Annotated in this window: 22 protein-coding genes; 5 read left to right on the top strand and 17 right to left on the bottom strand. The window is 66.4% G+C overall.

Features of this window, described 5'->3' with window-relative positions:
• The first annotated feature begins 39 nt into the window (after positions 1-39).
• A complete protein-coding gene (locus TZ00_RS08235; RefSeq protein ID WP_044440777.1) occupies positions 40-1,101 on the top strand; it encodes a LacI family DNA-binding transcriptional regulator in 1,062 nt (353 codons plus the stop codon).
• A gap of 220 nt (positions 1,102-1,321) precedes the next feature.
• The gene (locus TZ00_RS08225; RefSeq protein ID WP_152631122.1) at positions 1,322-2,311 is read left to right on the top strand and encodes a type IV toxin-antitoxin system AbiEi family antitoxin domain-containing protein; all 990 of its coding nucleotides are present in this window, start codon (positions 1,322-1,324) and stop codon (positions 2,309-2,311) included.
• Positions 2,312-2,434: 123 nt separating this feature from the next.
• Here the strand turns inward: TZ00_RS08225 and TZ00_RS08220 are convergent, their stop codons facing one another.
• The 5 genes from TZ00_RS08220 to TZ00_RS08200 all read right to left on the bottom strand — a co-directional run bounded on the left by TZ00_RS08220 (position 2,435) and on the right by TZ00_RS08200 (position 7,917).
• Entirely contained in the window at positions 2,435-4,012 is a 1,578-nt protein-coding gene (locus TZ00_RS08220; protein ID WP_152631121.1) for a glycosyltransferase family 39 protein, read from the bottom strand.
• The gene (locus TZ00_RS08215) at positions 4,009-5,475 is read right to left on the bottom strand and encodes a glycosyltransferase family 87 protein (protein ID WP_152631120.1); all 1,467 of its coding nucleotides are present in this window, start codon (positions 5,473-5,475) and stop codon (positions 4,009-4,011) included. Before TZ00_RS08215 ends, TZ00_RS08220 begins: the two co-directional genes overlap by 4 nt.
• Positions 5,476-5,597: 122 nt before the next feature.
• Positions 5,598-6,278, bottom strand: coding sequence for a hypothetical protein (locus TZ00_RS08210; RefSeq protein WP_044440771.1), 681 nt, complete (start codon positions 6,276-6,278; stop codon positions 5,598-5,600).
• A 157-nt stretch (positions 6,279-6,435) separates the two neighbouring features.
• Entirely contained in the window at positions 6,436-6,960 is a 525-nt protein-coding gene (locus TZ00_RS08205; RefSeq protein WP_044440769.1) for a GNAT family N-acetyltransferase, read from the bottom strand.
• 84 nt (positions 6,961-7,044) lie between these two features.
• Entirely contained in the window at positions 7,045-7,917 is an 873-nt protein-coding gene (locus TZ00_RS08200) for an alpha/beta fold hydrolase (protein WP_044440767.1), read from the bottom strand.
• 85 nt (positions 7,918-8,002) lie between these two features.
• On the opposite strand from TZ00_RS08200, the gene TZ00_RS08195 reads away from it, so the two are divergent.
• Entirely contained in the window at positions 8,003-8,500 is a 498-nt protein-coding gene (locus TZ00_RS08195; protein ID WP_044440765.1) for a CGNR zinc finger domain-containing protein, read from the top strand.
• Here TZ00_RS08195 and TZ00_RS08190 read toward each other — a convergent pair.
• From TZ00_RS08190 to TZ00_RS08150, 9 genes are all read right to left on the bottom strand, one after another.
• A complete protein-coding gene (locus TZ00_RS08190; RefSeq protein WP_044440763.1) occupies positions 8,489-8,953 on the bottom strand; it encodes a hypothetical protein in 465 nt (154 codons plus the stop codon). The genes TZ00_RS08195 and TZ00_RS08190 overlap by 12 nt on opposite strands.
• Positions 8,950-10,188: a molybdopterin-dependent oxidoreductase gene (locus tag TZ00_RS08185; RefSeq protein ID WP_044440761.1), complete on the bottom strand. Its 1,239-nt coding sequence runs from the start codon at positions 10,186-10,188 to the stop codon at positions 8,950-8,952. The genes TZ00_RS08190 and TZ00_RS08185 overlap by 4 nt, the downstream gene beginning before the upstream one ends.
• 26 nt (positions 10,189-10,214) lie before the next feature.
• On the bottom strand, positions 10,215-10,871 hold the full coding sequence (locus tag TZ00_RS08180; protein ID WP_044440760.1) for a TIGR04282 family arsenosugar biosynthesis glycosyltransferase: 657 nt from the start codon (positions 10,869-10,871) through the stop codon (positions 10,215-10,217).
• Positions 10,872-11,020: 149 nt separating this feature from the next.
• The gene (locus TZ00_RS08175; RefSeq protein ID WP_044440759.1) at positions 11,021-11,782 is read right to left on the bottom strand and encodes a hypothetical protein; all 762 of its coding nucleotides are present in this window, start codon (positions 11,780-11,782) and stop codon (positions 11,021-11,023) included.
• 10 nt (positions 11,783-11,792) lie between these two features.
• Positions 11,793-13,085 carry an MFS transporter gene (locus tag TZ00_RS08170; RefSeq protein WP_044440758.1) on the bottom strand — a complete coding sequence of 431 codons (1,293 nt, stop codon included), beginning with the start codon at positions 13,083-13,085 and terminating at the stop codon, positions 11,793-11,795.
• Positions 13,082-14,590 carry a carboxylesterase/lipase family protein gene (locus tag TZ00_RS08165; protein ID WP_044440757.1) on the bottom strand — a complete coding sequence of 503 codons (1,509 nt, stop codon included), beginning with the start codon at positions 14,588-14,590 and terminating at the stop codon, positions 13,082-13,084. The genes TZ00_RS08170 and TZ00_RS08165 overlap by 4 nt, the downstream gene beginning before the upstream one ends.
• Positions 14,591-14,619: 29 nt before the next feature.
• Positions 14,620-15,960 carry an MFS transporter gene (locus TZ00_RS08160; RefSeq protein ID WP_152631119.1) on the bottom strand — a complete coding sequence of 447 codons (1,341 nt, stop codon included), beginning with the start codon at positions 15,958-15,960 and terminating at the stop codon, positions 14,620-14,622.
• 101 nt (positions 15,961-16,061) lie between these two features.
• Positions 16,062-17,273, bottom strand: a complete 1,212-nt coding sequence (locus tag TZ00_RS18800) for an ROK family transcriptional regulator (protein ID WP_052521404.1) — start codon at positions 17,271-17,273, stop codon at positions 16,062-16,064.
• 94 nt (positions 17,274-17,367) lie between these two features.
• On the bottom strand, positions 17,368-18,375 hold the full coding sequence (locus TZ00_RS08150) for a LacI family DNA-binding transcriptional regulator (protein ID WP_044440756.1): 1,008 nt from the start codon (positions 18,373-18,375) through the stop codon (positions 17,368-17,370).
• Between the two features lie 167 nt (positions 18,376-18,542).
• Here TZ00_RS08150 and TZ00_RS08145 point away from each other — a divergent pair, with 167 nt between their 5' ends.
• Positions 18,543-19,478: a dihydrodipicolinate synthase family protein gene (locus TZ00_RS08145; RefSeq protein ID WP_044440755.1), complete on the top strand. Its 936-nt coding sequence runs from the start codon at positions 18,543-18,545 to the stop codon at positions 19,476-19,478.
• 205 nt (positions 19,479-19,683) lie between these two features.
• Positions 19,684-21,003 carry an Nramp family divalent metal transporter gene (locus TZ00_RS08140; protein WP_084605990.1) on the top strand — a complete coding sequence of 440 codons (1,320 nt, stop codon included), beginning with the start codon at positions 19,684-19,686 and terminating at the stop codon, positions 21,001-21,003.
• A 42-nt stretch (positions 21,004-21,045) separates the two neighbouring features.
• Here the strand turns inward: TZ00_RS08140 and TZ00_RS08135 are convergent, their stop codons facing one another.
• Genes TZ00_RS08135 through TZ00_RS08125 form a run of 3 tightly spaced genes read right to left on the bottom strand, consistent with a single transcriptional unit; the run spans position 21,046 to position 24,125 of the window.
• The gene (locus TZ00_RS08135; RefSeq protein ID WP_052521403.1) at positions 21,046-21,723 is read right to left on the bottom strand and encodes a glycosyltransferase family 2 protein; all 678 of its coding nucleotides are present in this window, start codon (positions 21,721-21,723) and stop codon (positions 21,046-21,048) included.
• Positions 21,720-22,781 carry an NAD-dependent epimerase/dehydratase family protein gene (locus TZ00_RS08130; RefSeq protein WP_044440753.1) on the bottom strand — a complete coding sequence of 354 codons (1,062 nt, stop codon included), beginning with the start codon at positions 22,779-22,781 and terminating at the stop codon, positions 21,720-21,722. Before TZ00_RS08130 ends, TZ00_RS08135 begins: the two co-directional genes overlap by 4 nt.
• A 30-nt stretch (positions 22,782-22,811) precedes the next feature.
• On the bottom strand, positions 22,812-24,125 hold the full coding sequence (locus TZ00_RS08125; RefSeq protein WP_238579624.1) for an MATE family efflux transporter: 1,314 nt from the start codon (positions 24,123-24,125) through the stop codon (positions 22,812-22,814).
• Positions 24,126-24,245 lie beyond the last annotated feature (120 nt).

Below are 24,245 nucleotides of genomic sequence, written 5' to 3'. Positions count from 1 at the left end.
TATCGCGCGAAATCGAATCGATTCGACTACGCTACCAACATGACCGCGAGCGATCAACACACCCGCCGTCCCACTCTCGCAGATGTGGCGAAGGCCGCCGGAGTCTCCGTTTCGACCGCGTCGATCGCGTTCAGCGGCTCGGGCCCCGTGTCGGATGCGACGCGCGAGCGCGTGCTCGCCGCTGCGGCTTCGCTGGGCTACGACGGTCCAGACCCTCGGGCACGCTCGCTGCGTCAGGGGCGAAGCGGCGTGATCGGCGTGGTTCTCGAGGGCAGCCTGCTGTATGCATTCCGCGACCCCGTGACATCCATCACCCTCGACGGAGTCGCCACCGCGCTCGGCCCGCAGGGCGCCGGCCTGCTGCTGCTCACCGATTCGGGCGAGGGGGCGGCCACGATCGACACGGCCGCCGTCGATGCCGTGATCCTGCTCGGATGCTCGACCCGCGTCGATCACTCGATCGAGGTCTTCGGTCGCCGCGACATTCCGGTCGTGTCGGTCGAGGGGCCGTCGCGTCCCGAGCTCGTGGAGGTGACCCTCGACAACCGCGCCGCGTCGGTCGTCGCCGCGCGCCACCTGCAGTCGCTGGGCCACGAGCGCGTCGGCATCGCCACGCTGGGCACGGCCGACGGCCAGCCCGCCGGCCCGGTCACCGAAGACACCCCAATCGCCGTGTCGGTCACTCGCGAGCGGCTGCTCGGCACGCGCGAGATATACCCGGATGCGCCGGCCTGGTCGTCGGTGCACAACACGCCCGAGGACGGTCGCCGTGCGGCGCTCGCCTTGCTCGATGTTGCCGCGTCGGAGCGCCCGACCGCGATCGTCGCACAGGCCGACCTGCTCGCGATCGGAGTGATCCAGGCGGTCGAGGAGCTCGGCCTCGTGGTCGGTGTCGATGTGAGCGTGATCGGCTTCGATGGAATCCGCATCGACGGCTTCGCGCACGACCTCACAACGATGGTGCAGCCCGCCAGCGCGAAGGGCCACGCCGCAGGAGCCGCGGTCACAGCACTGCTCGCCGGAGACCGCCCCGATACCCCGATCGCGTTCACGTGTGAACTGCACGTGGGGTCGACGACGGGGCCTGTTCCTTCCTCCTGAGTCCCGACCCCCTGACTGGGATAGTTCAACAGGATGAACTGACGACACTCCGTCTATCTACCGACGACACACCGGTGACCTCTCTGTTCGTCCTGTAGTACCAAAAACGTCCGAGACGTCTGACCCCGACTACTCCTCCCGAATCCCCGAATTCGGCGGATTCTCTTCACTGCGACGATCTCTGGTCCACCGACGAGTCAATCGAGACGACGATCCTCGAATGACTGCTTCGCCGAGAGATCTCCGACTCATTCAGGATTGCGTCCGTCGCAACGGCAACGTCGCGTCGAGGCGTACGCTCCTCGAGGCACGAGTTGAGCCGGCCGGCATCGATGCAGCGCGACGGTCGGGCGCTCTCGAGAGGCTCCGCCGGGGAATGTACGCGCTTCCTGAGGCCGATATCGACCAACGTCGAGCGGTGATGGCCGGCGGACGAGTGGGCTGTGTGAGTGCCCTTCGCCGTGTTGGGGTGTGGGGCGGGCTCGACGCGGCGCTCCACATGCACGTGCCCTCGTCGGCATCTCGCCTCCACCTCGACGAGGTCATTGCGCTCGGCAGGAGCCCCGAAACCCGTCGAACCGACAAGACCTTCTGGGCAGAACCGGGTCGACCACGCGTGCACTGGCAGCGCGCACATGCCGCAAATACTCGAACAGCGCGATCGTGGGCCGACGACTGGCTCGTCGATCCGATGAGCGCTCTTCGTCAGGCTGCTCTCTGCCTCGACGACGAGCATGCGATCGCGGCCATCGACTCCGCATTGCGGAAGAAGGTCGTGCGTGGTCACGATCTCGAGGCTCTCTTCGGGTCTCTCCCACGTCGACTGCAGGGGATGAGACTCGAGCTCGATCCCGCGGCGGACTCAGGTCCCGAGTCGATCGTTCGGGTGAGGATGCGACGGGCCGGCTTCGTGGTCGAGCCGCAGATGAGCATCCCGGGCTCGAGCGACCTCGATCTTCTAATCAACGGGTTGGTCGGCCTCGATATCGACAGCCGCGCCTGGCATACCGGTGAGGAACAGATCAGCTGGGACTACGGAAAGACCCTCCAGTCATTCGCATTCGGTCGGCCGACTCTTCGGATTCTTCCCCACCACATCTTCGAGATGTGGCCGTCGACTCTGGCCGCGATCGGCCGGGCGGTGTCGGACATGGAGGAACTTCACCGGCTTCGACGAATGAACCGGAATCGTTCGACAGGATGGAATTGACGACACTCCGTTGCTAAGACGACGGCACGCCGAAGAACTCTCAATTCGTCCTGTAATAGCGATGAGGTGATCTCGATACGCCGACTCCTTCGTCGCGCGGCTACTCGATCTGCGCTGCAGAGGTCAGCGCGTGTAGAGCTTGACCCAGAGGTTCGGGTAAGACCAGCTGTCGGACTCGGTGAAGCCGGCAGCCTCGATCGCCCGCTCGTTGACCTCGCGATCGCGGCCGCTCGACACCAGGATCACGGTGTCGTGACCCTCGAGCATCGGCGTGTCCACGGGGCGAGACGTCTCCCACAGCCGAGGCAGTGAGCCGACGGGCTTCTCGAGGGCGACATCGTCGAGTGACTCGAATGCCCACGGGTACGAGTACTCGACCACGCGTGCGGTGGCGGTCGGATGCCACGCGACGCTTCCGAACACAACGGCAGGGTCGGAGTCGGCGGGCAGAGCCGAGGCGACCTCGCCTACGCGCCAGGCCGCCTGCGACCATGAGGACTTCTGCTTCGCCCCGGTCGTGCGCTGCGACTCATAGCTCGGTTGCGTCAGCAGTGCCAGAACGAGCACCCCGGCGACCGACGCCAGCGCGGTCCACGGAACCGATCGCATCCGGTTCGCGAATGGCCCCCGCGCGAGCCGAGCGGCCAGCCGGGTCAACCGGCCGAGGCCCACGATGCCCCCGGCGATGGCGACAGCCAGTGCCGGCATAAGAAAGGTGAGGTAGCGCGGCGAGTACAGCGGAGTGATCAACACCGAGGTGAGTACGAGCACGACGGTCGGCACGACGAGCCACGGCAGCACCCAGGCCACGAGGTAGCGGGCTGCGCGGGCGCGGGTCGTGGATGAGCGCCGGGCCACGATGAATGTGGTGATGCCGACGAGCACGACGATCCAGGTGAAGATCGCGAACGGCGCGTTGTTCGGGGCGAACTGGGTGATCAGGATTCCGGTGAGGGTGCGTTGGCTGATCGGATCGATCCAGGCGAGCTGGCCCGACTGCCCGGCCACGATGAGCACGAAGGGAATGCAGACGATCCCCAAGGGAACGACCGTGCGCCCGAACGCGAACAGCTGCCGACGGTTGAGCGTGCCCGACATCGTGAGCACGACCACCGTCACGGCGTGCGCCACCACGACGAGCGAGAGATAAACAAAGATGCCCACCGAGAAGAGCCCCACGCCGGCGTATGCGAGCCACGGCCACACGGCTGCCCAGCGGGTCGACGGTGCTCGCGCGGCGTCGAGCGCCCTCATGAGCAGCAGCGTCATCGCCGCGGCGAGCAGCGCGGTGAGCGCATACGAGCGGCCCTCGGTGCCGGCCCACGTGAACCTCGGGATCGTGATCAGCACGACGCCGGCGAGCAGCGCGAAGCCGCGGGTTCCGAAGCGCGAGGCGAGCAGCATCGTGAGTGCCACCGTGCCGCCCGAGATGATCGCGCTCGGCAGTCGCAGCGTGAACGGCGAGTACCCGACGAGGTCGAACCACACGTGCATAAACGCGTAGTACAGCCCGTGCACCGCGTCGACGGTGTGCAGCATCGCCCACAGCTCGGGCCAGGTGCGCGTGGCCGACACGATCGTGGCGGCCTCGTCGTACCAGATCGACGGGGTGTCGATGCCGATGACGACGATCACGATGGCCAGCACCGCGAGAAGGGGAATCTCGACGCGGCGAGCCAGTAGTGCTGTTAAGCGCGTCACGACGCCACCTCCTCAATGTGACCGGATGCGTCGGGCCGGGTCGGGGGCCGCCTTCTGCCCGGCAGACGCAGGCCGCCTCCCCTCGCCAGGTGCTGCCGGTAGAACCATGCGGCGACGACGATCATCGTGGCCAGCGCGAGTCCGCCGCGCATCACGTCGACTGTGGGCACGAACAGGCGCACCGTGAGGGCCAGCGCGACTGCGAACCATTCCCAGTGCTGGCTCAGCACGATGAAGGGGATCAGCAGCAGCGCGTACCAGGGGTAGCGGGGGCTCACGATGATCAGGATGCTGCCGATGAGAACCAGCTGCGGCAACCACGGAGAGCTCGGGGTGGCGCGCCACCAGGTGAGCCCCGCGATCACGGCGATCAGCACCGCGGCCACGATCACCGCCGACTTGCCTGGCAGAACTGTCGAGAGCAGGGCGAAACTGCTTCCGTCTTCGTAGCCCTCCTCTGACAGGTAGCCGGGAAGATAGCCGAGCACCTTGATGCCCGAGCTGAGGACATAGGGCACGTAGAGGGCAGCGAATGTGGCGACCGACACCAGAATCAGGGTGAGCGGCCGCTTCTTCAGCAGAGGGGGCGCGACGATCACGGGGATGAGCTTGGTGGCGATGGCCGCGCCGAGCGCGATTCCGCCCCAGACACGCCTACCGGATGCGACGAGCAGGCTGGCGGCGAGGGCGAGCGCCACGCCGAGAACGTCCACATGCGAGTTGGTGATTGCCTCCGTCGCGACCATGGGGCACCAGGCCCAGAGGGCCGCCCACCTCGGATCCATGCCGCGGCGGCGCAGGGCGACGAGGAGCATCCACGTGATGGCGAGTGAGATGAGGAGGCCGCCGACCTGGAACGGCCAGTATTGGACGCTCGGATCGACGAGCGCACGCACCCCGGCGAAATAGAGCTCGGCCATCGGCGGGTAGATCGTGGGGTCGTGCGGGCGGTTGATCGCGGTGCAGAGCAGCTCTCGCGATGGCGACGACTTGGTGTCGTTGTAGCGGTTTCCGACGCCAGGGCAGTCTGCGTCATGATCGACGTCGTTCTTGCCGGCGGCAGCGCTGTCGGCGACAGCTGTGCCGGCGGGGGTCGGAAAGAGCCAGTCGGGGCGCAGCTCCTTTGTGGAGTCGGCCACGGGAATGTGGGCGTAAGGGGAGACCCCTGCGTTCGTGACGATGCCGTCCCACGCATAGCGTGCGGAATCGGTGCTGGTGTTCGGCGGCCCTAGCAGCGCTGCTCCGCTGATGGCGAGGGATCCTGCGATGATGACAGCCGTCACGTGGCGGGCGGGAACCCTTCTCAGAGCGAGAAAGGCAAGGGCGAAGAAGATCCAGGCCGCTCCGATGACGGCGATGAAGGCAGGGGCGTCATCGCGGGTGAACAGCTGCAATTGGGTCGTCGCGAAGCCGATGGCCACTGCGGTGGCTGCGGCTGCGGCGAGGGCCAAGACTGTTTTCACTGGTGGATTCTTTCATGCGCGGATCTGTGGAGCGGTGGGGTGCGCGGTGACCCGCACACACGCCAAGAGCCTGCCGAAACGATGTGTTTCGGCAGGCTCTTGGATTTTTCAGTGGTTTCAGACTACTTGGTGTTGACGGTGATTTTGGCGATTCCGACGAGGAGGCCGGCTTTGACGGCGTCGGTCTTGAAGGTCTTGTTGAGGAGGCCTGCGGCGTCGGCGGAGATGTGTACGGTGGTGCCTTCGAGGATGGCGGTGTCGTTCGGGCCGGTCTGGAGGGGCTTCAGGGTTCCTCCGTGGAGGTCGAAGAGGAGGGCCTGGGTGACGGCGGTGGTGCCGTTGACGGCGACGTCTCCGTAGAGCTTGGAGGTGCCGGGGTCGATGGTGAAGTTGGTCAGGTCGACGACGGTGTCACCGGCGGTGAGGGAGAAGCCGGAGCCTTCGTGCTTGATGGTTCCCTGTACGTAGGGGCGGTACTTCTGGGCGGGGTCGTAGTAGTCGACGTTTCCGCCGGTGATGGGGAAGTGGAGGGATCCGTCGGTGAGGGTTGCTGTTCCGACGGTTCCGGGGGTGAGGCCGAGGCTGGTGAGGGCGGCGGCGAAGTTGGAGTCGAGGAGAACGGCGGTGTCGACACCGGTCAGGGACGGGATCGATGCGACCGGGGTCGGGGTCGACTCGGCAGATGATGACGGCGATGACGTCGAGGAGGTGGATGACTCAGACGTCGTCGAGCAGGCGGCGAGGGAGAAAGCGAGGAGACCGGCAGCGGCGAGGCTGATCGAGGTCTTGGCGATGTTGCGCATGAGGTGTGTTTCCTTTGCTGGGGAGTTGTTGCGGACACAGGTAGTTCGCCACCCCCGGCAGATCGGTTTGGTCGGTGTGTGCTCCACATCAGGAAAACCCGGGTCGCCACGTGCGAGAAGCACGCAATCGCGCGACTTTTTCTGAGTTAGAGCGGCACTATCCCAACGACTTCTCGAACACCAGGTAGTCAGCGTCGTAGAAGCCATGCGTGACACCGCATTCGGTGAAACCGAGACGTCGGCAGACGCGCTGCGAGGCAACGTTTCGTGGATCGGTGACCGCGACCACGAACTGCAGTCCCCGCTCGCCGGCATCGCGCAGAACGGCGTCGGCCGCCTCCGTCGCGTAGCCGTGACCATAGGCATCCGGGTGCAGGTGCCAGCCGACCTCGACTGGCGCCGGTCGGGCGATCCCTGAGCTCACGGCGATCGGCTTGAGCAGCAGATTGCCCAGCAGCTGTCCCGTCTCAGTAAGCGTGATGGCCCAGATTCCGTGCACCGGATGATCCACCGCACGTCGACGAACGATCGACGCGGCGGCCTCGCCGAGGGTCGCCATGGTCGTCGGATCGGGAGTCAGATACCGCACGGTCTGCCACCGCGACTCGAGGTCGAGGAGAAAGGCCGCGTCGTCGGGTTCCCAAGGTCGCATCGTGAGGCGGAGGCTCCGAATGATGCGCACGAACCCATCATGCCCGCCGCTCGTGTCACTGAGGTGCGGGAAATGGCCGCATCCACGTCGAGTGAAGCGGCCATACTCCGCACCTCAGTGGGACAAACGCGCAGCGGCGAGCCAGTTCATGATCGTGGCGGCGACGAGATCGAGGTCTGATTCGAGCAGGAAGTGCCCGCCGTCGATGAGCTCGATGCGGGCGTCCGGTGCGTCGCGGAGGAACGCGCGGGCTCCCGCGGCATCGAAAATCTCGTCATTGCGGCCCCAGATCGCGAGGACGGGCACCTGCGAGGTGCGGATCCACTCGTGAACCGCGGGGTAGAGCTCTCTGTTGCTCGCGTAGTCGCGGAAAAGGGCCAACTGAACATCGTCTTGTCCCGGTCGGGCGAGGAGCGCGATGTCGTGCTCCCACGCATCCGGATCGACGGTTGACGGGTCGGGCACGCCGTGGGTGTACTGCCATTCGACCGCCGCCCGTCCCAGAGCCGGGCGCAGCGCATCCCGCGTCTCGTCTGTGCGTTCGGCGGCGTCAGCCCAGATCGGATTCCAGAACTCGGCGACGAAGCCCTCCTCGTAAGCGTTGCCGTTCTGTGTGATGACGCCGTCGACGGCGCCAGGGTCGGCGAGGGCCAGGCGCCAGCCGATGGGCGCGCCGTAGTCCTGCACGTAGATCGTGTAGTGGGCTACCCCGATGGTCGAGAGGAACCTGGCGGTCACCTCGGTCAGGGCTGCGAAGGTGTAGTCGAACTCGTCGACGGACGGCGCGGAGGAGCGCCCGAAGCCGATGTGGTCGGGCGCGATGACGCGATAGCGCTCTGCCAGAAGCGGGATGAGGTGCCGGAACATGTGCGAGCTGGTCGGATATCCGTGCAGGAGGACAAGCACGGGGGCGTCGACCGGGCCGGCTTCGCGCCAGAAGACGTCGAGCCCTCCGATGGAGACGGTGCGGTGGTGAACGGTGACCATGACTAACCTTTCTAACCAGTTTTACTGGTTAGTGGGACGGTAGCATGGATCTATCGCGCCACACGGTGCGAAGGAGTGAGGGTTCATGGATCGGGACGAGGAACTGCTCTTGGCCGTCTTGAACAGCGCGCCCGTGATCGACGGCCGCCCTGTCGACGGCCTAGACGGCGAGGCTGGCCGGCAGCTCGCACTCGGCTGGGGCGGAACCGGTGCCGAGGAGGAGCTCGCTCAGCTACGCCGCGCCCGCAACGCGATTCAGTCGGTCATCCGCACACACGAGCCATCGGCGGTCGACGAACTCGCGGGCGTCATCGAAGGCGTCGTGCGTGCACCGCGGGTGACCCCTGACGGCGTGGTCTGGGACCTCCACTCACCCGAGGGCAATGGCCTTCCCGTTGATACCGTGCTCGCCTGGTCGAGCGTGAGCACGAGGTTTCCCGGAAGACTCCGGGCGTGCGCGAATGACGAGTGCAATCTTTTCCTCGTCGATCACAGCCGACCCGGTACCGCCAAGTGGTGCTCTATGGCGAAGTGCGGCAATCGTATGAAGGCGCGCACTCACGCGAGTCGGTCACGCGGCTGAAGTGAGAGTATTGGCCGCGCGTCGGCGGGCTCCTGCCAGGTACAGGACGCAGGCGGCACCAGTGAGAACAGCCACGGCCACCCAGAACAGCGCGAGGTTGAGCCCGTAGTCGAGCGGCAGGACGGTGGGGTTCTTGGTGCCGAGCGACTTCTTGTATATCTCGGGGAGCACCAGCATGCTCATGATCGCTCCCACCACGACGCCGCCCTGAATGATGGCGAGCACCCCGAAGGGGATGCGGCGACCCGCGCGGCGCATCCAGACATCGAGCAGCAGAAGCAGCGGCGACAGGATGCCGTCGTGCACGATGATGGCGGCGCCGATCCAGACGATCACGCCCACGATCTGGTCGGGGCGCTCCTTCTGCACCATAATTAGGGCGCCGAGGAACAGGCCGGCGAGGCCGATCGCGATCAGGATGATGCGCACGAGGTTCATGCGTGTGGGCTTCATGCCTCGACCTCCAGCTTGCTCAGCCACTTGGTCTGCAGAACGCCGGGCCTGCCGGGAGCGATCATGCGCGCGGGGTAGCCGTGGTCGATATCGAGGGTTTCGCCGTTGACCTCGAGCGCGACGAGGGTCGAGGCGTCGAAGGCGTACTCCGGGCCCATCTGCGTGACCCGGTAGCCGCCCTTCTTCTCGAGGCTGGTGAGCTTGAGGCCCTGCGAGGTGTCGGCTCCGACCTTGTTGAGCAGCTCGCGCAGACGCACGCCCTTCCAGGTGGCCATCTGGCTCCAGCCTTCGACGCACGAGATGGGCAGATCGACGGTGGTCTGAGGCAGTGCTAGCAGCTCGGCACGTGACAGCGTCACGGTGCGGCGGCCGTTGGAGATGGTCAGCGCCCAGTCGGGCGAGACCGCCGTGTCGAGAACCTGCGCCGCGTCTGCCGTGCGGTTCACGGGCAGGGCGTTCGGGCCGGTTCCCTTGACGCGCGGCGCGAAGATGTTGAACGGGCTGAGCGCGGCGAACGATTGCCCGGCGGTGAGCGCCACGACGGTGGCGGTGGATACGCCGACGGCGGTGATGAATCCACGTCGGCTTACCGCAGGCTCGGGCGCGGGCGCGCCGTCGATCCAGCGGAAGATTCGACCGGTGACGCCGCCGACCGGCGCCGATTCGGCGACGGGAGCAGCGGCATCCGATGCTTCGCCGCGCAACTCGCGCGTGCCCTCGGAATTGCGCGTCCAGAAGCGGGCGATCATGGGCAGCTTCACGGCGATATGGATGGCGAGCGAACCGATGACCACGAACGAGAGCGCCCAGTGCACCTCGCGGAAGCCGAACTTCCAGGGGTACCACTGGTAGGTGTTCAGCAGGCCGATGGTGATCTGCACGAGCGAGGCACCCACGAACAGCGCGATGGATGCGCGCTCGAGCAGATGCAGCGGGCCCTTCACTGGCGGTGTCTGGAACAGCTGCGGATAGATCGTGTAGAGCTTGCCGAGAATAAGGGGGAAGCAGGCGATTCCGGCGGTGATGTGGATGCCCTGGGTCACCTGATACAGCTGCGCGGGCACCGTGGAGAACCGCATCCACGGCTCGGGCTCCTGAAGGAAGTGGCTGTAGAGGCCGGTGCCGAAGCACAGCAGGAACGCGATCGCGAGCAGGCGGCCGATGACCACCGCCATGCGCGGATTGCGCGGGGGCGCGGCGAGAGCCTGCTGCGTCGCTGCGAGGAGGCGTCTCACGGTGTCACCCTGGGCCCGTCGACATCTCAGGCCCGTCGGTCGAGCAGTGGCTCGCGCACGCCGGCGCGAAGGCTGACCCGGTCGAAGACCTCGGCGAAGCGCCCGTCTGGAGCGATCGAGGCAACCTCGCGGGCGTCGTCGATGGAGTCGACATCGTTGATCTCGGCGAGCAGCTTGACGCGCAGGTCGGCCTCGAGCAGGCGTTCCAACTGGTCGCGGCCCGTTTCGGCCTCCGACATGGCGACGCCGCGAATGAGGTCACCGTTCGGCTCGCGCATTCCGAGGGCCCAGAATCCGCCGTCGCTGGCGAAGCCGAACCAGGCATCGATGTCGTCGTGCCAGCGAGTGATCGCGGGCTCGAGCAGCTCGCGGGTGACCTGGGGCGTGTCCATGCCGATCATCAGCAGCGGGCCGTCGACCGAGTCGAACAGGTAGCCGAGGCGCTCGTCGAGCGTGCCGGTGTTCTGGTGCAGAATCTCGAATCCGTTGGCCTCGGCGGGCGGGTTCTGGCCGTCGAAGAACAGGATGCGCCGGTCGGCGGGGATGGTCGACACGACATCGAGCGTGTCACCCAGGCTCGCGGATGCGATCTCCGCGGCCTCTGTGAGTGAGAACGGCGGGTGCAGGCGCGTCTTTACCCGCCCCGGAATGCACTCCTTGGCGATGACTGCGATGGTGAGCATGAGGGGAAGACTCCTGAATTCGAGAGACACTGCGGGCGAACGACAGGTGTCGTCACTCTAAGTACTTCGTCGCGGAGGCGCTATCGGATTCCTTTGCGCCCTCATCTACTGTATGCACCCCGTGCGACACCGCGTGCCCCCGATGGGGGTCACCGTGTGCGAGTAGGTAGACCGTGGGCGTCGATTCCGAGTTCTGTCTGCAGCCACGTGGCGAGTTGGTCGGCCGAGTGACCGACGTGCTCGATGCGAAACCACATCGTGTGTTCTCTGAGTTTGTGCGCAGGGCGGCGAAGGCGCCACGGAAGCGGAACCAGGTGTCTGTCGATCGGACCGTCTACGAGAATCATGACCATGTCGTTCATGGCCCTCACCAGTTGAATCTGGCCGCGCTCGCACGACTCGCGCCCTCTCTTGCTGTAATGCACGAGGCGGTCGTCGGTGAGCCAGAGCGCCTCCTCGCGTCGCGGTCCGACCGTGGAGAGGACGGCTCGAACGGCGAACCAGGCACCGACGGCGGCGACCAGCAGGCTAGGCACGACCCATTCGCCGCCGGCGACGAGGCCCATCGCGGTGAGTACGGCCGCGACGCCGCCGAGTCCGAGGTCGAAGCCGGTGTCGAACAGCCGTTCGCCGCGCCAGGCCCGGACGCCCTGTGCGGGGGAGCCGTCGACTATTCCCCGTTCGACAGTGGGCATCTGACGGGTAATGGCGAGGGCAATGGCCAATCCCACGCTGAGAAGCATGGCCCAAATGGTGTACCAAGCCAACGCCTGCATCGGGTACACATCGGACGGAATCTGGGTGAAGACCACTGCCGCGAGGGCGCCGCCGAGCGGAACGGGGAGGAGGTTGAGCAGCACCGCCGTCCACTTTGCCCGGCCGCTGTATCTGACGGCGCCCAGCTCGGTCATGCCATCGACCCTAGTGCTCTGCCGGCTTGTCCGACGCGTCGAGCGGGGTGGCCACGCCACCTCGCATCCATATCGCGGCGCAGAGGCTCACGGCGACCAACGCGGTCATATAGACGATGAATCCCGCGCTGTCGTCAGCGGTTGTCGCGTGATACACCAGTGGAGCCGTGCCGCCGAAGATGGAGTTCGCTACGGCGTAGCCGAAGCCGACGCCCAGAGACCGAATAGGTGCGGGAAAGACTTCTGCCTTCGCGATCCCGCTGACCGACAGGTAGCACGTGAGCACGACGAACGCGATCGCGAGGGTGCCGAAGATCGCCACCGCAGACGTCACGCTTCTGGCCACCAGGAGGAGCACTCCGGTCGACACCATTCCCAGCGCTCCGAATGCGATAAGCAGAGGCTTCCGACCGATCCGATCGCTCAGAGCGCCGCCCACCGGTTGAAGCAGCATCAGCACGATGAACGCGGCGAGCACGACGGCGGTTGCGGTGAGCTCGCCCTTGGCCCCGTCTTTCGCGAAGAATGTCTCACGGATGATCAGCGGGGCTGTGACCGTGTAGGTGTAGAACGCAGCGCTTCCTCCCGCAGTAAGGAGGAACACCCAGACGAGTGGGCGCCAGTGCTGGCGAAACAGCGCCGCCAGCGTCGAGGCCCGGTCTGCCTGTCGAGCTCTCGCCGCCGGCTCCGCGTGTGTGAGCCCACGTGCCCACCACAAGGATGCCAGGCCCGCCGCTCCTCCCGCGGCGAACGCGACCCGCCAGCCCCACTCGGAGATCGCCGCCCGGTCGCTGCTGATGACGAGGGCCATCAGGCATGCCTGTGCCAGAACAAGACCACCGACGATCGTCGCGCTCTGAAAGGACGCGAAGAACCCGCGATGCCCCCGAGTGCCGGCCTCGGAGAGAAGTACGGTGGCGGCTCCGTACTCGCCGCCCGTCGCGATGCCTTGCAGGATGCTCACGCCCGTGAGGATCACGGCCGCCCAGGGGCCGATCGCGTGCGCCGTCGGAGTCAGCGCCAGCGCGATCGATCCGGCCGACATCGTTGTGACTGCCACGATCAGTGCCAGCTGTCGGCCCTTCGAGTCAGCGAGCCTGCCGAACAGCCACGAGCCGAATGGGCGTACGACGAAGGTCAGCGCGAAGAGGCCGTACACATAGATGAGCGAATTCGGCGAGTCGGCATCGAAGAACTCTGTTCGGAAGTACGGCGCGAAGGTTGCGTACAAATACAGATTGAACCACTGCGCCAGATTCGGCACCGACCCTGCGAGAATCGCGCGCACGTGGCTGTGCTTCACGAGTTGATGCTATACCGCCCCAGAGCGCGTTCGAAAGCGTAGGCGTTGCGGTCATAGCCTCCGTCGGCGCCAAACACCCGGGCTCCGGCGACGTGGTCGGCGACTGGTGCCCACTCCGTCGTGCCGTGGGTGATGAACCGCACCCATACGGCGTGAACCTCGTTGGCGAGTGTTTGCGGCGCGTCGCCGAGAACGTCTGAGACCCCCTCCGCATCCAGGAGATCCCAGGCGAAAGGCAGCTCATGACAGTGCGAAGCAAGGCCGCTGACGGCAGACGGATGCGCGAAGTCGTAGAGCCATGTTCGCTCACCGGCGCCGTGTACCGCGCGCAGCGAAGCGATCTCGGCAGCTGGCGCGCGGAACATTTGCTCGCTGACGAGCTGACTCGTTGCGAACTGCGAGCCGATTCGCTCGACTTCCCGCCGGTATTGCGCGATCTCGTTCTCTCCGATCCCCGCACGAGTGAGATCAGCGATGGCGGTCTCGAGGGTGGCGGATCCGGGGATCTCGAAGGTGAACTCGTCTCGAGCGGCCCCGAGGAGGAGCGGTATGTGTGCGCTCTGCCCGCCCGTGATCGTCTTGGAGGGTGCCCTGACCGTCTGCTCGTCGATGACCGGCGCGAACGCGAGCCCCATGGATTCGATGGGATGAGCCCGCACGGCGGCGATGAGCTCGGCCGGCGTCGATGTCCATCCCGCGGCATCCGGAATCTGATTGAACTCGTCCTGTGAATCGAGGATCCGCGTCTCGTCGACGGATCGCCATCCGGCGATCGTCGGCTCGATTCCGAGTTTCTCGGCGAAGCGCCTGCCGATGGCCTCGGCCTCCGGCGCGGCAAGGGAGCCGACGGCGCCCGAATGCGAGATGGCGGCGCTGAAGAGCCCCTCGGCCGCCGGCGATGCGAGCAGGGTCAGCACGCTTCCCCCGCCGGCCGACTGCCCGGCGATCGTGACTCGCGCCGGGTCGCCGCCGAAACCGCTGATGTTGTCGCGCACCCATTCCAATGCGGCAATCTGGTCGAGTACACCGCGGTTCAGCGGTGCGCCATCGATCCATCCGAACCCGTCGAATCCGAGGCGGTAGGAGATCACGACCGTGACCACTCCGTCGCGGGCGAATGATCGACCGTCATACCACGGGCTTGCCGGCGAGCCTGCGAAGTATCCTCCGCCGTGTATCCACACGAGCACGGGTAGGCCTGCATCCGGCTCTCCAGCTGCCGGAGTGAACACCGACAGGCTGAGGGTGTCGTCTCCCGGGATCGAGGGCTCGGGAATCGTCGTGACCGCGCCGAACGGACGTCGCTGTGGAGTCGCTCCATAGGAGTCGCAGGTCCGGACTCCCGACCAGGGAGCGTGTGGCTGAGGGGCGAGGAAACGGTTCGCTCCGACCGGTGGCGCGGCGAAGGGGATCGAGAGGTAGGCAGTGCCGTGCGGGTGAGGAATCCCTGAGACTGCGCCGCCCGTTGTGTTTACGGGGTCGATGGGGGATGACGTGGCGTTCATGGATGTCCTTTGAGGTTTCGGCGGTCGTGTTACTTGACCGAGCGGATCGGGAAGACGAGGAACGAGGAGAGCAGGACCATTGCGGCGGCGAAGCCGAAGATCGCGCCATAGTTGCCGCCGGTCAGCGACAGCAGGGTCGCAGCGACAACCGGGGTGATCGCCTGCGGGATGTTGGTCGCCACGTTCAATGTTCCCAGGTCCTTTCCCGCGTCACCGGCGGAGGGGAGGACGTCGATCATCAGCGCGACATCGACGGCGAGATAGGCGCCGTAGCCGATTCCGACGATGAGCGAGTAGGCGATCATCGCCGGAACGGTCGGAACGAAGAGCGGGATCGCGATACCGAGCGCCATGATGACGCTCGCGGCGAAGACGAACACCTTTCGACGACTGAGCTTGTCCGACAGCCGACCGAACACAAGCGTGCCGACGACGAGCGTGATCATCGAGCAGATCGACAGGATGCCCGCGACGCCGCCCGCCTCCTGCGGTGCGAGGCCGAGGTGGTCGGTGAGGATGTAGAACTGGTAGGCCTGCACACCCTGGTAGCCGAGGATCATCACGAATCGACCAGCGAAGGCCCACGCGTAGTCCGGGTGCTTACGCGGGCTCACCCAGAAACTCTTGGCGAACGCACCCCACCGAAACGGCGAGACAGGCAGCGACAACGACGAGCGGTCTCGGTTGACGAGAACGAAGGCGACAGCCACGACGATCACACCGAGGCCGAAGATCCAGTATCCGACTCCGATGAACGCCAGCAGCTGGCCAGCGACGATGATTCCGAGAGTTCCGCCGACCGCTGTACCGACTCCGGCGAAGGCAGACGCCGTCGCGCGCCCGTCAGATGCGATCCGGTCGGCAATGATGGCCGAGAGCGGCCCCTGGAAGGCGTTGAGCAGCACCTGCGCCAGAACCCAGACGCCAGTCACCCAGAAGACACCGGGGGCGAACTGGAGCACGATCGTGAGCACACCGCCACCGACACCGCCCACGAGTAACCACGGAGCGCGCCGGCCGAGACGAGTACGTGTGCGGTCGGAGAATGCCCCCACCAGAGGCTGCGCGAAGAGAGTGAAGAACGACGATGTCGCCGTGACGATAGCAAGGTTCGCGACCTTGTTCACGGGATCGAGATCGGCCATCTGCTGCGGGAGCAGAATGACGATCACACCCGCGTAGGTGGCGAAGAGGAAGATGTTCCCCACCAGCATGGACGCCACGAGACGGCTTCGCGCCGCTCCGGTGACGCCCTGTGAGATGCCGGTCGATTCAGTGAACGGCGCCTCGTCCGAGACAGAGTAGACGGTCTTTCCGTCGGGTGTCGCGAACGGAACGGGCTGATTTGTGTCGTCGACAGGATGTGACATGAGCTCCTCCTTGAGCGCAAAGACCGACACCGACCCCGGCGTCGTGACGCAACTCTAGAGGAGCATCCTCAATACTTCAACCCACGAAGTAATTATCTGAATCAGGCCGCGCGAAGCGGTCCAGGTGAGGAAAGGAGGGAATGCCTGGCTTGGAGAATCGCTCCGTCGAGCGCGCCGAGCGCGCCTAACGACGCAGCGCTCATCGGCACGGGAAATTCGGAGAACTCGTCGACCAGCTCGGCGAGGTAGCCGCCGAGAACGATGTACTGCGGCTCGAACAGCATGACCAGGTTCTCGAGGACCAGGCGCAACCACTTGAGCGCCTCTTCTATCGCGGCGACGGCTGTCGACTCAGAGGCGCGGAATCGGCGCACAACCTCCTGCAACGCTGCCTCGAGACCGTTGGCCGCGGCGTACGTGTCCAGCCCCGCGAGGCTGACGATTCGCTCCGGGCCGGCGACGGTCACGAGGCATCCACGCCTGCCGCACTCACACTCCACGCCATCCGGCACGACCGAGACATGACCCGGTTCGAACGCGAAGCCGTTCGCCCCCAAAAGAACCGATCCGGCCACGATCGCGCCTCCCCCGATGCCGATATCCGACTTGAGATAGATCACATCGGTGACCCCTGCCGTATTCGGGTTGCGCCACAAAGAATTGAATTCGCCGTACGTCGCGGCGTTCGCATCATTGACGACACGTATCCCGAGGCGCGGCACCTCGATCCGGTCGGAAATCAGTGCTGCAAAGTCCACATCGCGCCACCCGAAATCGATCGCGATAGGGATCACTCCCGTCGACGTCAGGACGGGAGCCGGCACCGCGAAGACCCACTGGATGATGGTCGGCGAGCCGACGATCGCCGCGGCATAGGCCTCCTCGATCTGCTCCACGAGAGTGGTCACCAGTGCTCCGGGGTCACCATAGGGCGCTCTGAATGCGAGGTCTCGTCGGAGCAGGCTGCGACCTGCAAGATCCACGACATGCAGATGGATCCTGTCGGACGTGAACTGCAGGCCGAGGAGAGCAAGCCGCGAACCGTCGAGCTCCAGCTTCTCCTGTGGGCGCCCAGCTCCGACCCGGGGGGCGGGTGTTGCCTCGACGAGCTGCGATGCGACGGACGACGTTCGTACGAGACCAAGCTCGATCAATTCGGCGACGAGCGCGGTAACCGCCCCGCGCACGAGCCCCGTCGTCTCGGCAAGCTCCGTGCGAGACGCCGATCCCACCTTCTCGAGCGAGGCGAGGACGAGCCCGAGGTTGTGGTCACGCACATCGCTCGACGTGAGGCTCTCCCCGGGGCGATTCATGTGGCTCATCATCTCACTCCGCATCTAACGCGAAGGCGCACCGTAGCTCCTCGAGGCCCGCGCGAGCCATCGCACAGTGATCGACCTCGGCGGGTTAGACCGGTCGGATGCGCGCGCTTGATTGGCGGGGGATCATCGTGGGCGGGAATACCCGCGACCCCTCTTCTGCGTCGAGCAGCAGACGGACCGCGCCCTGTGCGATGAGATCGAGTGAAACGCGCACGCTGCTGAGAGACGTGGGCAGGTGGCGTGCGAGCGGAATATCGTTGTAGCCCACAATCGACACGTCGCCCGGCGTGTTCAGACCGCGGCGGGCTGCAGCAGTCATCGCGCCGATGGCCGAGTGGTCGGTGAACGCGAACAAAGCGGTTGGCGGACGAGGCAGCCCGAGCAGCCGGCCCGCTGCCTCCTCGCCTGCCTCCACCGAGAATCCATTGCCGGCGAAGAGCTCCTCGTCGATGTCGAGCCCCGACTCGAGCATTCCGCGCCGTGCCCCGGCGAGGCGCATCGTCGCGCTCGAGGCGTAGGTGGGCCCGGCCACGATGCCCACACGGCGATGACCGAGGTCGGCCAGATGCCGGATGGCCAGGTATCCGCCGAGCTCGTCGTCTGTTGTGGCGCTTGGGCTGATGCCGTCGGTGCGCAGTGCCAGAACGTGGGGCACGCCGGCCGAGCGCAGTTCGGCGATGAAGTCGTCATCGGTTCGCGCCGTGGTGAGCACCAGGCCATCGACCTTGCGGGAGAGTAGCGACTGGGCGGCCAGCCGCAAGCGGTGAGGATCGTCGCCGGTTGTCGCGACGAGGGCCGAGAGGTCGCGGCGCTCGCACTCCCGGGCGATCTCCTCGTAGAAGATGCCCATGACCGCATCCGAGAGTCGGGGTACGAGAACGCCGATGGTGCTGGTGCCGGTGCGGCGGAGGCTGGAGGCTGCGTAGTCGCGGCGGTATCCGAGCAGGGCGGCGGCTTCGCGCACACGACGTGCCGTCTCCGTGGTCTTCGAGGCATGCCGGTCGTCGAGCAACCGAGACGCGGTCGAGATGCTGACGGCGGCCTTCTCGGCCACGTCTTTGAGCGTGGCGCCCCGCGTGAATTCCTGGCTCATCGTCGTCCTCGCGAACTTAGCGGCGGCCCGGACCGCCGCCTCCGATAGTACCGGGCTGTGCTCGGTTTCCGAATCTCATTGCTTGACACTACGTCGCAACGAGCGTAGCGTGCAAACGTTCCTAAGAACGATTGCATACCCACTCAACGAAGAGAGATGAGGAAGCCATGACGCTCGACCTCCGCGGACTCAACCCCGCCCCCGTTACCCCTTTCACCACCGACGGCACCGTCGACTTCGACGCCATTCAGCGGCTCGGTTCCTGGCTCGGCTCCATCGAGGGCGTGAAAAGCCTCACGGTTCTCGGCCACGCCGGTGAAGGCACCTTCCTCACTCAGGATGAGCAACTCGCCGTCATCACGGCCTTCCGCGAGGCGGTTGATTCGCGCATCCCGATCGTCGCCGGCATCACCGGTGAGGGCAACAAGGTCGCCGCCCTCGAGGCCAAGCGAGCCGTGGATGCCGGCGCATCCGCCGGGCTCGTGTACCCGTCGCACGGATGGCTGCGCTTCGGTTACCAGGATGGCGCGCCCCAGACCCGTTATGCCGACATCTATGAGGAGAGCGGGCTGCCCCTCATCCTGTTCCAGTACCCCGACAACACGAAGGCCACGTACAACCTCGACACGCAGCTGGAGATCGCAGGTCAGGAGGGCGTGTTCGCCACCAAGAACGGTGTGCGCAACATGAAGCGCTGGTACACGGAGATTCCGGCCTTGCGCGCGGCGTACCCCGATCTGCAGATCCTCTCCTGTCACGACGAGTACCTGTTGCCAACGATGTTCGACGTCGACGGACTGCTCGTGGGCTACGGCAACATCGCGCCCGAACTGCTCGTGGATCTCATCGCAGCGGGCAGGGCCCACGACTACGACGCGGCCCACGCCATCCATGAGCGCCTGCTGCCGGTGACGAAGAATGTCTACCACCGCGGCTCGCACATGGAAGGCACCGTGGCGCTGAAATGGGGTCTCGTGCACCGCGGAATCCTCGACCACGCGACGGTGCGCACCCCATTGCTGCCGCTCGCGCCGGGCGCCGACGCCGAGATCTTCGCCGCCTTTGAGTCGGCCGGAATCGAGAAGGTTGGTGTCACCGTCTGATCCCACCGCCGGGCGCGGCCCGTTCGCGGAGCCGCGCCCGGCATCGCCCCCGGGGACACCGGGAGGCGTCCTGAATCGCCATCATCACGGCCGCACGGGCGGCCGGCCGCACAGCCGCGGCCACGGGGCCTCGACACCGTTGTCGTGGGCCCAGAGTCAATGAAGACTAGCGGCGGGACGATGTGCCCGCAGAAGGAGGCTCGCTATGAGTGAGCGTACGAGAACCCGATCCAGCTCCCGCACCCCCGGCACCGGCTTCGGCCGCCTCTCCACCAGTTCGGTGCAGGCCATCGTCGACTCCCGCCGCAAGCGGCGGTCGTTCTGGCAGCAGCTCGCCCTCATCGGCCCAGCGTTCGTCGCCGGCGCGTGGCAGTTCGGCCCCGGCAACCTCGCGACTGCCGTGCAGGCGAGAAGCGGCTATCAGTACACCCTGATCTGGGTGATCGTCGTGTCGACCATCCTGATGATCTTCCTGACCGACATGAGCGTGCGACTCGGTATCGTCTCGCCCGTTTCACTGATCCAGTCGATCAAAGATCATCTCGGCAAGACCGTGGGAGTGGTCGCGGGATTCGGCGTCTTTCTCGTGACTCTCTGCTTCTCCGTTGGCAACGCCGTGGGAGTCGGACTCGGCGCCTCGATGCTCTTCGGCGGATCTCCGGTGATGTGGACGATCATCTGCACGCTTCTGGTCGCCTCGATCCTTCTGGTCAAGAACGTCTATCGAGTGATCGAGAAGGTGCTCATCGCGATGGTTGCCATCATGGCCATTGCCTTCGTGACCACCGCGTTCATCGCGAATCCCGACTGGGCGGCTGCGGCATCCGGGCTCGTTCCCAGCGTTCCGAGTGACGCCTGGTTGCTCGTGATCGCCCTCGTCGGAACGAACTTCTCCATCAACGCCGCGTTCTACACTTCGTACGGCACGAAGGAGCGAGCCCGCAGCGCGGCGGACTACCGCGACATCACCATGGTCGACACCATTCCCGGCATTGTGGCGCCCGGCATCATGACCGCGCTCGTTATAGTCGTCGCTGCCTCGGTGATCGGCGCCACCGGTCAGGCGGCCACCACGATGGCTCAGCTCGGCAGTATTTTCGAGCCCCTCGCCGGACCGGTCGGCACTGCGATCTTCGCCATCGGCTTCACCGGCGCGGCCTTCTCGGCCATGATTGCGAACTCGACAGCCGGCGGCACGATGCTCTCCGACGCCCTCAACCGCCGCGGCGAAGGCACGCGCACCTCGGGCACGCAGAAGCTCATCAGTGGTGGCATTCTGGCTTTCGGCCTGATCATCACCGTGCTCTTCCAGGCCGCTCCCGTGCAATTGATCGTGACGGCACAAGCCCTCACGATTCTTGTTGCTCCGCTGCTCGCGGCGCTGATTGTCGTCATGGCCAATCACAAGAGCCTGATGGGTGCGCTGCGCAATAGATGGTGGCAGAACCTGTTCGGGGCGATCGGTCTCCTCGCCGTGTTGGGACTCTCGCTCAGACTCATCTCGAACTTCGTTCTAGGCGGCTGACGCCGACTATGGGGTACAAACGAGCGGATGCTGAGCACTGCATCAGCCTGCGCTCTTCACCTCGCGCAGCAGCTTCGACATGTCCTTGACGGCGATGTAGGTGCCGCGGATCGTGCCGGTGACTTTCGAGCGGCCGACGCGCGGGCTGTAGGGAGTGTCGAGTTCCTGAATGCGCCAGCCGGCGGCGGATGCCTTCAGCAGCATTTCGAGGGGATAGCCGCTTCGGCGATCCTGCAAGTCGAGAGACAGCAGGCCTTCGCGGCGAGCCGCTCGCATGGGCCCGAGATCCTTGATCGCGATGTGTGCCCGGCGCTTGATGAGAAATGAGAGAGCGCGGTTAGCGAAGCGCGCGTGCAGGGGCCAGGCCCCTGCCGTGGTCGGGATGCGGCGGCCGAGCACGAGGTCGGCTCGGTCGGCCGTGATCCGCTCGACGAGGGTCGGCAGCTGGGCCGGGTCCATGGATGCGTCGGCGTCGCAGAACGCCACGATCGGCGCGGTGGCGGAGAGCAGCCCAGCGTGGGCTGCGGCCCCGAAGCCTCGCCGCGACTCGGCGACCACCGTGGCGCCGGCCGCGCGCGCGATGTCGGCCGAGGCATCCGTCGAGCCGTTGTCGACCACGATCGCGCGGTAACCCTCGGGCAGGCGCGACAACACCCAGGGCAGTGCCTCGGCCTCGTTAAGGCAGGGCAGTACGACGTCGACGAGCGCGGCGTCGGTCACGATGCGGCCGCGCGCAAGGGGGCCGTGGCGAACTCGGCCATCCCGTCGTCGAAGTCGACGGCTGCGCGCCAGCCGAGCTCGCGGGCGATCTTCTCGCTCGACGCGGTGATGTGCCGCACGTCGCCGAGCCGGAACTCGCCCGTGACGACGGGCTCGGCGCCGTTGGACGCACGGGCGATCGCGGCGGCCATGTCGCCGATGGTGTGCACGACGCCGCTGCCCACGTTGTAGGCCGCGAACGATGACGACTCGACGGAGGCCGTCGCGTCGAGGGCCGCGAGGTTCGCCGCCGCCACGTCGCTCACGTGCACGAAGTCCCGCCGCTGAGCACCGTCTTCGAAGACTCGTGGAGCCTCGCCGCGGGCGAGCGCCGAGCGGAACAGGGAGGCGACTCCGGCGTAGGGGGTGTTCTGCGGCATGCCCGGCCCGTAGACGTTGTGATAGCGCAACGCGATGGCCCGTCCGCCGGCCGAACGCGCCCACGATGCGGCGAGGTGCTCCTGGCCCAGCTTCGTCGACGCGTAGACGTTGCGCGGATCGAGCGGCGCGTTCTCGGCAATGAGCTCGGGAATGAGCGCGGTTTGGCTGGCAGGGTCGAGTGGCTCGAAGCGGCCGGCCTCGAGGTCGGCGACCGCGCGGGCGGGCGGCCTCACGTTCTCGCCGGCCTCATTGCGGTAGCTGCCTTCTCCGTAGACCACCATCGACGAAGCCACGACGAAGCGATCGATGCCCGCGCGGGTCATGGCCGACAGCAGCACCGCGGTGCCCAGTTCGTTCGATGAGACGTAGTCGGGGGCGTCGTAGAAGTCCACTCCGAGCCCCACCTTGCCTGCCTGGTGGCACACGGCGTCGATGCCCTCGAGCGAGCGCGTCACAGTCTCCTCATCGCGCACGTCGCCGAATACGAACTCCGCACGCTCGTCGAGTGCGGGGGCCGTTTCGTGAACGTCGGCCCGCAGCGAATCGAGGATGCGCACGGCGTAGCCGGCATCCAGCGCCTGGCGCACGATCTCGCTGCCGATGAACCCGGCGCCGCCGGTGACGAGCAGATGCGGCATGTGGTGACCTCCAAGATGTGGAAGCTCAGCCTAACCGCCGGTTCGCATCCAAGCAGTTCCCCGGGCGCGCAGGCCCAGCGTCAGGGCGCGGGCGCTCATATAGCCGAAGCCGAAGGCCAGCCACAGCCAGACGAGACCGGCGGTGCCGTCGGGGCCGAACATCCAGACCCCGATGAGCAGCGGCGCGTAGATCACCACCGTGCCGAGCCCGGCGAGGGCGAGGTAGCGGGCGTCGCCCGCGCCGATCAGCACCCCGTCGAGAACGAAGACGTAGCCGGCGAGCGGAACTCCGATCGCCATCACCAGCACGACCACGAGGAGCGCCTGCTGCACGTCGCGGCTCGAGGAGAAGACCGGGCCGAGCACCGGCGAGAGCGCGGCGAGTCCCAACCCGAGCACGACGCCCGCCCCGATGCCCCACCACACGAGCCGGCGCATCACGCCTCGCACGCGCGGCGCATCCTCGGCCCCGAGGCCGTGGCCGACCAGCGCCTGCCCCGCGATCGCGAGGGCATCGAGGATGAACGCCAGAGTGAAGAACAGCGTCGACGCGATCTGGAAGGTCGCCAGCTCGACGACCCCGAGATCGGATGCGACGACGACCGTCGCCAGCAGGGCCGCCCGCAGGCTTGCGGTGCGCAGAAACAGCCAGCCGCCGGATGCCGCGGCACCGGTCACTCCCGCGAGTCCGGGCCGCAAGCTGACGCCGTTGCTGCGCGATGCCCGCACGGCGATCACGAGATACACGGCGGCCATGGCCCACTGGGCCACGACCGTGCCCGCGGCGGAGCCGGCGATGCCCGCGCCGAAGCCGTAGATGAAGAGCGCATTGAGCCCGGCGTTCGCCGCGAAGCCGCTGACCGCGACGACAAGCGGAGTCTTCGTATCCTGCAGCCCGCGCAGCAACCCCGTGGCCGCGATCACCAGCAGCATCGCAGGGAGTCCGGCCAGCGAGACGGTGAGGTAGATGACCGCCTGCTCCTCGACCGCGGCGGTTGCGCCGAAGAGCTGAACAAGAGGCCGGGCGGCGACAATGCCGACCGCGACGAGCACGATTCCGAGCAGCAGCGCGAGCCATAGGCCGTCGATGCCGGCTCGGATAGCGCCGGGTCTGTCGCCGGCGCCGAGCCGGCGCGCAACTGCGGGTGTTGTGGCGTAGGCGAGAAAGATCAGCAGGCCGATCGCCGTCTGCAGCAGGGCGCTCGCGATGCTGAGGCCGGCGAGCGGGGTCTCGCCGAGGTGCCCGACGAGGGCGGTGTCGGTGAGCAGAAACAGCGGCTCGGCGACGAGGGCTCCGAGGGCGGGAACGGCGAGGCGCAGAATGTCGCGATCCAGAGCCTTCACGGTTGCAAGCGTAGGGCGCGCTCGTATTCAGGAGAAACCTGCTTTAGCCGCCACCGTCGCACGCCGGAATCAGGCTTTTCCTGAGTCGGAGCACCTGTCGCGCCATGGTGTCACCGGTGA

It is taken from the genome of Agreia bicolorata (assembly GCF_000938265.1).
Taxonomy (GTDB): Bacteria; Actinomycetota; Actinomycetes; order Actinomycetales; family Microbacteriaceae; genus Agreia; species Agreia bicolorata.
Note: the sequence above shows the minus strand (reverse complement) of the source record. Positions and strands in the feature narration are given on the sequence as shown.